This is a genomic window from Micromonospora fluostatini, from assembly GCF_050410825.1.
Taxonomy (GTDB): Bacteria; Actinomycetota; Actinomycetes; order Mycobacteriales; family Micromonosporaceae; genus Micromonospora; species Micromonospora rosaria.
The window spans coordinates 6,965,728-6,977,824 of the sequence record NZ_CP191251.1 but is presented as its reverse complement, the minus strand read 5'-3'; the positions used below and the strand labels follow the sequence as shown (position 1 = coordinate 6,977,824).

9 protein-coding genes are annotated in these 12,097 nt (G+C 75.4%); 2 read left to right on the top strand and 7 right to left on the bottom strand.

Going from position 1 to position 12,097, the window contains the following annotated elements:
* Nucleotides 1-86 precede the first annotated feature (86 nt).
* From ACQUFX_RS31255 to ACQUFX_RS31240, 4 genes are read right to left on the bottom strand one after another with little or no spacing between them, the layout of a single operon-like run.
* Complete coding sequence (locus ACQUFX_RS31255; RefSeq protein ID WP_428963721.1) at nt 87-968, bottom strand: sirohydrochlorin chelatase; 882 nt, start codon at nt 966-968, stop codon at nt 87-89.
* Nucleotides 950-1,714, bottom strand: a complete 765-nt coding sequence (locus ACQUFX_RS31250) for a phosphoadenylyl-sulfate reductase (RefSeq protein ID WP_428963720.1) — start codon at nt 1,712-1,714, stop codon at nt 950-952. Before ACQUFX_RS31250 ends, ACQUFX_RS31255 begins: the two co-directional genes overlap by 19 nt.
* Nucleotides 1,711-1,869, bottom strand: a complete 159-nt coding sequence (locus tag ACQUFX_RS31245; protein ID WP_428963719.1) for a hypothetical protein — start codon at nt 1,867-1,869, stop codon at nt 1,711-1,713. Before ACQUFX_RS31245 ends, ACQUFX_RS31250 begins: the two co-directional genes overlap by 4 nt.
* A complete protein-coding gene (locus ACQUFX_RS31240) occupies nt 1,866-3,578 on the bottom strand; it encodes a nitrite/sulfite reductase (protein WP_428963718.1) in 1,713 nt (570 codons plus the stop codon). The genes ACQUFX_RS31245 and ACQUFX_RS31240 overlap by 4 nt, the downstream gene beginning before the upstream one ends.
* Before the next feature lie 608 nt (nt 3,579-4,186).
* Here ACQUFX_RS31240 and ACQUFX_RS31235 point away from each other — a divergent pair.
* The gene (locus ACQUFX_RS31235; protein ID WP_428967134.1) at nt 4,187-5,665 is read left to right on the top strand and encodes a glycosyltransferase family 39 protein; all 1,479 of its coding nucleotides are present in this window, start codon (nt 4,187-4,189) and stop codon (nt 5,663-5,665) included.
* A 92-nt stretch (nt 5,666-5,757) separates the two neighbouring features.
* Here the strand turns inward: ACQUFX_RS31235 and ACQUFX_RS31230 are convergent, their stop codons facing one another.
* The gene (locus tag ACQUFX_RS31230; RefSeq protein ID WP_428963717.1) at nt 5,758-7,275 is read right to left on the bottom strand and encodes a sensor histidine kinase; all 1,518 of its coding nucleotides are present in this window, start codon (nt 7,273-7,275) and stop codon (nt 5,758-5,760) included.
* Between the two features lie 24 nt (nt 7,276-7,299).
* Entirely contained in the window at nt 7,300-8,331 is a 1,032-nt protein-coding gene (locus tag ACQUFX_RS31225; RefSeq protein WP_428963716.1) for an SIS domain-containing protein, read from the bottom strand.
* Nucleotides 8,332-8,570: 239 nt separating this feature from the next.
* On the opposite strand from ACQUFX_RS31225, the gene ACQUFX_RS31220 reads away from it, so the two are divergent.
* On the top strand, nt 8,571-10,421 hold the full coding sequence (locus ACQUFX_RS31220) for a tetratricopeptide repeat protein (RefSeq protein WP_428963715.1): 1,851 nt from the start codon (nt 8,571-8,573) through the stop codon (nt 10,419-10,421).
* A 16-nt stretch (nt 10,422-10,437) separates the two neighbouring features.
* On the opposite strand, the gene ACQUFX_RS31215 is transcribed toward ACQUFX_RS31220, so the two are convergent.
* Nucleotides 10,438-12,018, bottom strand: coding sequence for an MDR family MFS transporter (locus tag ACQUFX_RS31215; RefSeq protein ID WP_428963714.1), 1,581 nt, complete (start codon nt 12,016-12,018; stop codon nt 10,438-10,440).
* Nucleotides 12,019-12,097 lie beyond the last annotated feature (79 nt).

The window sequence follows — 12,097 nt, the reverse complement described above, 5'->3', positions numbered from 1 at the left end:
CCCATCGACAAAGCGCCACCACGCCCCGGCCGGATGATCCCGGCCGGGGCGTTGCGCACCCGTGGACGCCCGGCCACCGGCCCTGTTCACCGGGGGCGCCGCACCGTCGCGTCGACCCGACGCAGCACCAACCCGGCCAGTTCGGGGACGTCGGTCAGCGGCTCCGCCACCGCCACCGCCCCCGCGTCGCGGGCCGCCACGACGACCGCGTCGTGGAACAGCCCCGGCGCCAGGAAGTACGCCGACACCGCCACCCGGCGGGCACCCCGCGCGCGCAGCCGGGCCACCGCCCGACCGACCACGGGCGGGGCCGCCGAGGCGTACGCGACCCGGCACGGCACGCCGTACCGGTCGGCGAGGGCCGCCGCCACCCGGCCCACCGAGCCCCGCGCCGGGGCGTCCCGGGTCCCCGCCGCCGCCAGCACCAGCGCGTCGAACGGGGCCGGTGTCACCGGGGCGGCCAGGAGAGCCGTCCGCGCCGCACCGGTGACCGCGCCCGGCTGCGCCGGCCCGGCGAGGGAGTCCAGCAGCGCGGCGGCGACCCGGTCGGGCTGCGTCAGCCGGCGGCAGAGCGCGGCCAGCAGCGCCGGATCGACCCGGCCGTCGGCGGGACCGAGCACGTCGGTCACCCGTACCGTCAGCGGGGCTCCGCTCTCGCGGGCCGCCGCGACCGCCGCCGGGATGTCCACCCGACGGTGGTAGGCGGCGGTGAGCAGCAGCGGGACCAGGACCGCCCGGCGGTGCCCGGCGGCGGCGAGGCTCCGCAGCGCCTCGGTCGGATTCGGCGCGGTGTGGTCCAGCCAACTGGGCACGACCGGGGTGCCCGGCCGGGCCGCCCCGACCGCCCGGGCCAGCGCCCGGGTCGCCTCGGCCGCCCGGGGATCCCGGCTGCCGTGCGCCACCAGCAGGATCGGGTCGCCCCGCCCCGGGCCGGCGGTCGACGCGGCGCTCAGACGTGCAGCCCGCACTCGGTCTTCTCGAACATGGCCCAGCGGCCGGCGCGCGGGTCCTCCCCGGCCTTCGTCCGCCGGGTGCACGGCCAGCAGCCGATCGAGCCGTAGCCCCGTCGGAACAACTCGTTGACCGGGATGTCGTACCGGGCGACGTAGGCGTCGACGTCGCCCTGGGACCACGCCACGATCGGGTTGACCTTGACCTTGCCCCGGCGCGCGTCGAAGGTCACCACGGGGGTGTTCGCCCGGGTCGGCGACTCGTCCCGGCGCAGGCCGGCGGCCCAGGCGTCGTAGTCGCCCAGGGCCCGCTCCAGCGGCTCCACCTTGCGCAACTGGCAGCAGTCGTCCGGCGACTTGTTGAACAGCCGGGGGCCGTACTCGCCGTCCTGCTGGCCCACGGTGAGCCGGGGCCGGATCGTCCGGACGGTCACCGGCAGCCGGCGGGCCACCTCGTCGCGGACCTTGAGCGTCTCCGGGAAGTGCAGGCCGGTGTCGAGGAAGACCACGTCCACCCCGGGGGCGACCCGGGAGACCAGGTGCGCCAGCACCGCGTCCGCCATCGAACTGGTCACGCAGAACCGCTCGCCGAAGGTCTGCGCCGCCCAGCGGGCGATCTCCAGCGCGGGCGCGCCCTCCAACTCGCGGCCGGCCGTCTCGGCCAGCGCGCGCAGCTCCTCGGGGCTGCGCCGGCCCGGCTCGCGCAGGGCCGGCCCGCCGAGGCCGACCAGGCCCAGCCCGGCAGCCCGGACCAGCCCGCTCATCGGGAGACCACCCGGGAGAGCAGGCCGCCGAACTTCACGGTGAAGACCCGGGCGCAGGCGTGGCACTCCCAGGCGCCGTGCCCGTCCTCGTTCGGCCGCAGGTCCTCCTCACCGCAGTAGGGGCAGTACAGAGGTGCGGAACGGGTTTCGCTCATCTCAGCTCCTCCTCGTCGACCCTGATCACCCAGTCGGCGAACGTCTCACCGTCGGTCCGGCCGGCCAGGTACCGGCGGGCCAGCCGCTCCACGTACTCCGGAAGCTCGTCGGCCGTGGTCTTCAGGCCGCGCAGCTTGCGGCCGAAGCCGGCGGTCTGCCCCTGGGCCATGCCCAACCCGCCGCCCAGGTGGACCTGGTAGCCCTCCACCTGCCGCCCGTCCGGGCCCACCACGATCTGCCCCTTCAGGCCGATGTCGGCGACCTGGGTCCGGGCGCAGGCGTTCGGGCAGCCGTTGATGTGGATGGAGATGTCCGCGTCGAACTCGCGCAGCCGCTCCTCCAGCCGGGCCACCAGCTCCTCGCCCCGGGCCTTGGTCTCGACGATGGCGAGCTTGCAGTACTCGATGCCGGTGCAGGCCATCGTGCCGCGCCGCCAGGCCGACGGCCGGGCCTCCAGGCCGATCCGGCGCAGCGCCCCGACCAGCGACTCGGTCCGCTCCGGCGCCACGTCCAGAACCAGGAGCTTCTGGTACGGGGTCAGGCTCACCCGGTCGCTGCCGTGCTCGGCCACCACGTCGGCCAGCTCGGCGAGCTGGGTACCGGAGACCCGCCCGACCACCGGGGCCGCCCCGACGTAGTTGCGGCCGTCGCGCTGCCGGTGCACCCCGATGTGGTCGACCGGCTTGCTCGGCAGTTGCGGGGCGGGACCGTCCAGCAACGTCCGGCCGAGGTAGTCCTTCTCCAGCACCTCGCGGAACTTCTCCACGCCCCAGTCGGCGACCAGGAACTTCAGCCGGGCCCGGTGCCGCAGCCGGCGGTACCCGTAGTCGCGGAAGATGCCGACCACCCCGGCCCAGACGTCCGGAACCTCGTCCAGCGGCACCCAGACCCCGAGCCGCTTGGCGAGCATCGGGTTGGTGGAGAGCCCCCCGCCGACCCAGAGGTCGAAGCCGGGGCCGTGCTCGGGGTGCTCCACGCCGAGGAAGGCGATGTCGTTGGCCTCGTACGGGGTGTCGACCAGCCACGAGATCGAGGACTTGAACTTGCGGGGCAGGTTGGAGTACTGCTTGTCGCCGACGTACCGGCGGACGATCTCGTCGATCGCCGGGGTCGGGTCGACCACCTCGCCCTCGGCCACCCCGGCGACCGGGCTGCCGAGCACGATCCGGGGGCAGTCGCCGCATGCCTCGGTGGTCTGCAGGCCGACCGCCTCCAGCCGGCGCCAGATCTCCGGCATGTCCTCGACCCGGATCCAGTGGTACTGGATGTTCTGCCGGTCGGTGATGTCGGCGGTGTCCCGGGCGAACTCGGTCGAGATCTGCGCCAGCACCCGGAGCTGGGCCACGCTGAGCTGCCCGCCGTCGATGCGGACCCGGAGCATGAAGAACTCGTCCTCCAGCTCGTGCGGCTCCAGCACGGCGGTACGTCCACCGTCGATGCCCGCCTTGCGCTGGGTGTAGAGGCCCCACCAGCGGAACCGGCCCCGCAGGTCGGCCGGGTCGATGGAGGCGAAGCCGCCGTGGGCGTAGATGTTCTCGATCCGGGCCCGGACGTTGAGCGGGTTGTCGTCCTTCTTCGAGCGCTCGTTGGCGTTGAGCGGCTCACGGTGACCGAGCGCCCACTGACCCTCCCCGCGTGGGCGGCGGGGAGCCCGGGCCTTGGCTGCCGTCGGATCCTGGGCGCGGGCCGGGGTGCTGCTGACCGCCATCGCGGCGTCCTCCGTTGTCTGCTGTGCCTCAGTACGAGCGCGGACGCGACGGCCGGCCCTGCGAAACGGGGCCGTGGACGGCGATGTCTTTGACGGCCGGCGCGAGAGCGCGCCCGAGACAGAGTGGGGTCGGGCGTCTTCAGTGGGCCGGACAGATCGCGCTACGCACGCGCCCGTAGTCGACGTGGCGACGGGCCACGAAGCGGCGGACGACAGCGGCGGTCATGGCGCCCATGCTGCCACAACCGCTCCGGAGCAGCCAATGAATGCGTGCCGCATCCCACATCACGGGCCGCCGCCTTCCCCACACCCAGCGTTGCCAAGATCGTCTGATCGGCGTCGCCGGCGTGGCCGTCGGGCGTCGAGGCGGTGACCGACACCCGCCGCCCGGGGTCGGGGTAGCCGACGTGGGTGGCCGGCGGGCGGACCACGCCTGCGCGGCGCCGGGGTGTGCGACGCTCGACTCCGTGGACGAATTGTCGGAAGAGCCGCATTCGTCCGACCCAGCGTCCGCAGCGCAGCCGTCCCCAGCTCGACCATCCGCCGGTCACCCGCCCACCACCGCGCCGCGTCCGGCGACCGAACGGTACGGGTGGCCGGGCGTCACGCTGCTGACCCTGGCCGTCACGCTCACCGGCGTGGACCGGGCGCAGCCCTGGCGGGACGAGCTGGCGTCCTGGAGCGCCGCCACCCGTAGCCTGGGCGACCTGGCCCGGATGGTCGGCACCATCGACGCCGCCACCGGCCCCTGGTACCTGCTCCTGCACGGCTGGCTGGCGCTGGCCGGCGACTCGGTCACCGCGCTGCGGCTCCCCTCCGCCCTGGCCGTGTCGGGGGCGGCGGGGCTGACCACCGTACTCGGGCAACGGCTGCTGGGGGCGCCGGCCGGGCTGCTCGCCGGACTGCTGTTCGCGGTCCTGCCGGGCACCTCGCGGTACGGGCAGGAGGCCCGCCCGTACGCGCTGGCGGCCTTCCTCGCGGTGCTGGCCACGCTCCTGCTGGTCGACGCGCTCGGGCGCGACGGGTGGACCCGCTGGGCGGGGTACGCCGCGACCGTGGTCGCCCTCGGGCTCACCCACCTGGTCGCGCTCACCCTGCTGGCGGCGCACGCGGTGATCGTGCTGGCGCCGCAGCGCGGTCGGGCCGGCGTCACCGACCCGGTACCGGTCGCCCGGTACCGGCGGTGGCCCCCCGGCCCGCGCCGACGACCGGGCCGCTGGGCGCTGGCCCTGGTACCGGCCGCACTGGTGCTGGTACCGCTGGTGGAACTGGCCCGGCGGCAGCGGTCCCGCCAGCTCGACTGGGTGGACCTGGCCCGGCCGACCGACCTGACCGGCCTCCCCGGTGGGCTGGCCCAGAGCGCCGCGGTCGGCGGGCTGCTGCTCGGCCTGGCCGCGCTCGGCGCGATCCGGTACGGACACCGCGCCCTGCCGCCCACCGCCTGCCTGGCGCTACCGGTGCTGGTGCTCTTCGCGGTCGCCCTGGCGGTGCCGATCTGGGTGCCCCGGTACCTCTTCTTCACCGTGCCCTTCGGCTGCCTGCTGGCCGGCGCGGCGCTCACCCTCACCCCACCCGCCCGGCCCGCCCGACCCCGGCGGGCCGGCGCGGGGCGGGCGACGGTGCCGGCCGGGCTCGCGGTGGTGGCCGTGGCCGGGCTGCTCGGCCTGCCCGACCAGGTGGCGCTGCGCCGGACCCACGAGTGGCCGCGCGTGGCGACCGTCGACTACCGGGGCGCGGCACGCGTCGTCGCCGCCGGCCGACGGCCGGGGGACGCGGTCGTCTACTCGCCCCGGGACGGGTGGCTCTTCCTCGACCTCGGCCTGGCGTACCACCTGGGGCCGGACCGCCCCCGGGACGTGCTGGCGGTCCGGGACCAGGCCGGGCGCGGGGACCTGTGGGCCGACGAGTGCCCCCGACCCGCCGAGTGCCTGGCCGGGGTGGAGCGGGTCTGGCTGGTCGTCGCCGGGCGTCGGGCCGACCCGCTGGCCGCCGTCGGCGGGACGAAGGGCGACGCGCTGCGTACCGGGTTCACGGTGACCCGGGTCTGGCCCCGCCCCGGCCTGACCGTGGCCCTGCTGACCCGCTGACCGTCACCGGCCCAGCCCGGCCCGCCCCGGCGTGAGCCGGGGTGTTAAGAAGGGGCCCCTGCTCTACCGAATGCGTTAACAGGGGCCCCTCCTTACACCCGGGCGAGGGGGACGACCAGGACGGCCTCGGTGCCGCCGGCCGCGCCGGCGCGCAGCTCGATCGAGCCACGCAGTTCCCCGGTGACCAGGGCCCGGACGATCTGCAGGCCGAGTCGGCCGGCCTGCTCGGGGTCGAAGTCGGCGGGCAGGCCGCGCCCGTTGTCGGCCACGGTGACCTGGAGCTTCTTGCGGGTCCGCTGGACCGAGACGACCACCTGGGCGCCGGGGGCGGTGCCGCCGTCCTCCTCGGAGGGCGGCGGGAAGCCGTGCTCGACCGCGTTGAGCAGCAACTCGTTGAGGATCATCACCAGCGAGGTGGCGATCTCGGCGGGCAGTACGCCGAAGCTGCCGCTGCGCCGCATCCGGACCGCCACCTCGGTCGCGGCCACCTCGGTGGCGGCGCTGGCCACCCGGTCGAGGATCCCGTCGAACTCCACCGCCTCGTCGCTGGACATGGAGAGGGTCTCGTGCACCAGGGCGATCGAGGCGACCCGGCGGACCGACTCCTCCAGGGCGGTACGGGCCTCCGGGGCGGCGACCCGGCGGGCCTGCAGACGCAGCAGCGCGGCGACCGTCTGGAGGTTGTTCTTCACCCGGTGGTGGATCTCCCGGATGGTGGCGTCCTTGGTGATCAGGGCGCGGTCCCGGCGGCGTACCTCGGTGATGTCGCGGACCAGGACCAGCGCGCCGATCGGCACCCCGGCGGGCATCAGCGGCAGGGCCCGGGTGAGCATGGTCGCGCCCCGGGCGTCGATCTCCCGGCGCGGCGGGGCCTCGCCGCGCAGCGCGGCGAGCACCGCGTTGCCGGCGTCGGTGCCCTCCAGCGGGTCGCCGGCCAGCCGGCGGTGCAGCACCGCGAGGTCCTCCCCCACCAGCAGCGAGGCGTGCCCCAACCGCCGGTACGCGGACTGGGCGTTCGGGCTGGCGTAGGTGACCTTCCCGCTGGCGTCCAACCGGACCAGGCCGTCGCCGACCCGGGGCGCGGAGGTGGTCTCCCCCGGGTGCCGGGGTGGCGGGAAGGTGCCGTCGGCGATCATCTGGGCCAGGTCGTCGGCGGTGGTGAGGTAGTTCAGTTCGAGCTGGCTCGGGGTGCGCGCGGTGGAGAGGTTGGTGTCCCGACCGACCACGGCGATCACCTCGCCGGCCTCCCCGTCGGCGGTGCGCAGCCGCACCGGGATGGCCTCGTGCCGGGCCGGCACGTCGCCGTACCAGACCGGGTCGCCCTCCCGCCAGATGCGGGCCTGCCGGTGGGCGATCTCCAGGTGGGCCACCTCGGGGCCGCCGATCGTCCGGCCCACCTGGTCGTCCTGGTACGCGGTCGGCGCGGTGGTCGGGCGGACCTGGGCCACGCAGCAGAACGAGCCGTCGCCGTCGGTCGGCACCCAGAGCAGCAGGTCGGCGAAGGAGAGGTCGGACAGGAGCTGCCAGTCCCCGGCCAGCCGGTGGAGGTGGTCGATGTCGATGGGGCGGAGCCGGGTGTGCTCCTCGGCGAGGTCGCGCAGCGTGGACACGGCACCAGCCTGCCACGTGCCCGGTCACATCGTCGCGGTGACCTTGTTCAGCCCGCGCGGCGCGTCCGGGTCCTCGCCCCGGGCCAGGGCCAACGCCAGCGCCAGGCGCTGCACCGGCAGGATGTCCAGCAGCGGGGCGTACCGCTCGTCGACCTCGGGGACGACCATCCGGGCGGAGGCGGCCACGTCGGCCGAGCCGACCGCCAGCACGTCGGCGCCGCGCTCGCCGAGCCGGGGCAGCACCTCGCGCATCGACCGGCCACCGGGGCCGGAGCCGATCACGGCCAGCACCGGCACGTCCGGGTCGGTCATGGCGAGCGGGCCGTGCAGCAAATCGGCCCCGGAGAAGGCCAGCGCCGGCAGGTACGAGGTCTCCATCAGCTTGAGCGCCGCCTCGCGGGCGGTCGGGTACGCGTACCCCCGGCCGGTGGTGACCAGCCGGGCGGCGAACCGGTACCGGGGGGCGAGCTGGGCCGGGGTGGCGTCGTCGAGGGTGCGGGCGGCCAGCTCGGGCAGCGCGTCGAGGGCGGCCCGCTCCTCGGCGGGTAGCACCCCGTCGCCGGCCCGGATCCCCTCCACCAGCATCAGCAGGGCGAGCAGCTCGGCGGTGTAGGTCTTGGTGGCGGCCACCGCCCGCTCGTGACCGGCGGCGACGTCGACGGAGAGTTCGGCGGCGGCGGCCAGCGGGGAGTCGGGGGCGTTGGTGACGGCGAGGGTGAGCGCGCCGGAGGCACGGGCCACCCGGAGCACCTCGGCCAGGTCGGGCGAGCCGCCGCTCTGGCTGACCCCGACGACCAGGGCGTCGGAGTAGTCGGGGCGGGCGCCGAAGACGGTCAGCGCGCTCGGCGAGGCGAGCCCGGCGGGCAGCCCGAGCCGGATCTCGGTCAGGTACGCCGCGTAGAGGGCGGCGTGGTCGGAGGTGCCCCGGGCGGTGAAGACCACGTGCCGGGGGCGGCGTCGCGCGATCACCGCGGCGACCCGGGCGATCGGGTCGGCGTACTCGGCGTCGAGCAGGCGGGCGTAGCCGTCCGGCTGCTCGGTGATGTCAGCGGCCATGCCGGCTCCGGCACCCGTCACGGCGATCCCCTCCCCTGCGCGGCGGTCCGTCCGGTCGGGGGACGGGTTCCCGCGCGTCTGACAGTCATGCGCGATTTCCGCGCGTTCGATGCTCAGTCTTGCATGATTCTGTCGATCGGAGCAATCGAACGAACAGTAATGCGCAGTGGATCACCGTTTCGGCGGGTCATCACCTAGGCTTTGCCAGCCCTGGAAACCACGACGAGCGAGAGGGCGACGTGTCCGAGGCGGACGATGCCGCGCTGACCGCGGCGGAGGAACTGGCCCTGGCCCGGCTGGCACTGGACTCCGGCGAGCTGGAGCACGCGGCCGGCCACGTCGCCGGCGCGCTGGCCCAGGCGCCGACCCTGCCGGAGGTGCACGAGACACTGGCCCGGCTCGCCGCCGTGGGCGGCGGGGGCGGGGTCGACCTCTTCCCGTTGCAGCACCACGCCTTCGTCGGCGCGGTGGTGGCCCGCGCGCACCTGCTCGCGGCGGCCGGGCGGCCGGCCGAGGGGCTGGACCTGCTGGCCGCCGCCACCGGCCACTCACCCGGCGTCGACTGGGCCGGGGTGCCCTGGGTCACCGCCCCGGAGCTGGCCGAACGGCTCGACCCCGACCGCACGGCCCGGATCCTGATGCAGATCTGCGCCGCCGTGCCGGACCCGGTCCCGCCGGCCGGCCGGGCGGCGCTGGGCCCGTACCTGGCGCTGGCCCGCAACGCGGTCACCGTCCACCCCGAGCACGGCCTGCTGCTGGGCGCGGCGTCCGCGCTGGCCCGCCGGGTCGGCGAGACCGAGCTGGCGATCCGCTGGGCCGCCCGGGGGGTACGCGCGCAGCCGTCGAAACTCGGCGAGGTGTGGCTCGGGTACGCGTACCGCAGCGCCGGCCGCACCCGGGAGGCGCTCGCCGCGCTCACCCGCGCCGTCGCGCACGACCCGGACGACCTGGCCGTCTACGCCGACATCGCCGGCACGCTCGCCGACAGCGGGCGGCTCGACGAGGCGCTGCGCTGGACCGACCGGGCGCTGGAGCGCAACCCCTCGTTCGACTGCGCGGTGCACACCGCGCACCGGCTGCGGTTCCAGCGCGACGGCGAGGTGGCCCACCTGGTCGCGCTGGCGGACTTCGTCCGGGACCACCCCGACGACACCCACGAGCACGGTGACCTGGCCGAGTGCTGCCGGAGCCGGCCCTGGCTGGGCCAGCTCACCCCGCCCGGCGGCGCGCTGGTGCGGGCGCTGCGCCGGGCCCTGCACGACCGCCACTCCCCCGACCCGGGCGACATCCTGGTCCGGCTGACCGCTCCGGAGCCGCCCAGCGCGCTGCGGACCGTCGCCACCGCCGCACCCGAGCTGACCGTCGAGCCGGCGGCCGGGGTGCCCGGCCCCGACCCGCACGAGCCCCGGCGGCCGGTCGCCCGGCGGCTCTGGCACCACGCGGGCGGCACCGTCGTGCCCGCCCTGGCCCCGCCGTCGGCCGAGGCGGTCCGGCGGATCCAGCACGTGGCCCATCCGGCCTGGCCACACCCCCCGGCGGCGTACGACGCGGCGGTCGGGCTGGCCACCCTCGACCTGCCCGACCTGCTCGGCCTGCTGGTGCACCCGCCGGCCGCGCCGGCCACCGCGCTGGGTCGGGTGCTGGCCGGGCAGGACCCGTCGCTCTGGGTGCGCTGCGTGCAGGTCTGGGCCTGCCTCGGGCTGCTGCACCACCGCACCGACGAGCCGTGGGAGTCCTCGGTGCGCCGCTCGGTGCTGCTGGACCTGGTCTGGGGGGTGGAGGACTGGGTCACCGAGGCGGCGCTGTTCGCCCTGGTCACGGCGGCCTGGGTGGACCCGGCGGTCCGCCCGGACGCGGCCCGGGTGGTCGCCGAGCGGCTCGCCGACGTGGCCGCCGTGGGTCGGGAGCGCCAGGTGCCCATCGCCACCTCGCTGGCGTACCTGGCCCTGGCCACCCCCGACCTGGAGCGGCCGGCGGTCGAGCAGGCGTACCGGCTGCTCGGTGGACGGCCGAGGCCGCCCGGCGCCCGGCGGGCCGGGCCGCTGCGCCGGCTCTGGCACCGCCTCACCGGCCGTACCGTCGCCGGCTGAGCCCACGCGGCGCGGGTCAGGCCACCGGGGTCTTGCCCAGCGCGGCCTCGGCCCGCTCCTGCGGGGTGTCGTCGGTCGGGTCGGCGGCGGAACGCAGCGGCACCTCACGGATGAACCAGGCCAGCACCGGGATCGCCGCGGTGAACAGCACCGCCCAGGCGAAGACGTGCGAGATCCCGTCGGCGAGGCCGCCGAGCACCAGCTCGCGGGCCTGTTCCGGGAGTTCCCGCAGCCGCTCCAGGTCCAGCCCGGCGCCGGCCTCCCCGCCGCCGAACGAGCCGCCGGCCGGCGACCCGGCGAGCCGGTTGGCGAAGATCGCGCCGAACAGCGAGATGCCGAACGAGCCACCGATCGACCGGAAGAAGGTGGCCGCGCCGCTGGCCGCGCCGAGGTCCCGCTGCTCGACGCTGTTCTGCGCGATCAGCATCGAGGTCTGCATGAGGAAGCCCATGCCGACGCCGAGCACGAGCAGGTAGAGCGAGGACTCGACCCGGCTGGTGGCGACGTCCAGCAGGATCAGCAGCGCCATGCCGCCGGTCATCACCACGCCGCCGACGATCGGGAAGATCCGGTACCGGCCGGTCCGGGTGATCGCCCGGCCGACCACCAGGGAGACGGTCAGCATGCCGAACATCAGCGGCAGCAGGAGCAGGCCGCTGCCGGTGGCCGAGGCGCCCTGCACGGTCTGCTGGTACAGCGGCAGGAAGTTCATCGCGCCGTACATGGCGAAGCCGAGCAGGAAACCGACCACCGAGATCAGCGCGAAGTTGCGGTTGGCGAAGAGGTGCAGCGGAAGGATCGGCTCGGCGGCCCGGCGCTCGACGACCCCGAACGCCACCAGGCTCAGCAGGGCCAGCGCGGTCAGGCCGAGGATCTGCGGGGAGCGCCAGGCGTACTCGTGCCCGCCCCAGGTGGTGATCAGCACGAGCGCGGTGATGCCGACGGAGAGCAGGCTGGCGCCGAGCCAGTCGATCCGGTGCTCGGTGCGGTACCGGGGCAGCTTCAGCGTGACGATCAGCAGCACCAGCGCGACCCCGCCGACCGGCAGGTTGACGTAGAACGCCCAGCGCCAGGAGAGGTGGTCGGTGACGAAGCCGCCGACCAGCGGACCGGCGACCATGGCGACGGCCATGGTGCCGGCGATCAGCCCCTGGTAGCGGCCCCGCTCCCGGGGCGGCACCAGGTCGCCGATGATCGCCATCACGCCGACCATCAGCCCACCGGCGCCCAGCCCCTGGACCGCCCGGAACGCGATGAGCTGCATCATGCCCCCGTCGGGGCCGCCCAGCACCGCCGAACCGGCCATCCCGCAGAGCACGGAGCCGACCAGGAAGATCCCGACCGAGGCGAGGAAGACCCCCTTGCGGCCGTACAGGTCACCCAGCTTGCCCCAGATCGGGGTGGAGACGGTGGTGCCCAGCACGTACGCGGTGACCACCCAGGTGAAGTGGTTCAGCCCGCCGAACTCGCCGACGATCCGCGGTAGCGCGGTGCTGACGATCATGTTGTCGAGCATCGCGAGCATCATCGCGATCATCAGCCCGACGAGGACGAGCCGCACGTTCGGACGTGCGTTGTCCCGGCTGTCCTGCGTCATGGGTGGGCTCCCCCGGTGTGAACTTACTTGCCGACCGGCTAGTTCGCGCTTACCTGCCGCACGGTAAGCTGGCCGCCGG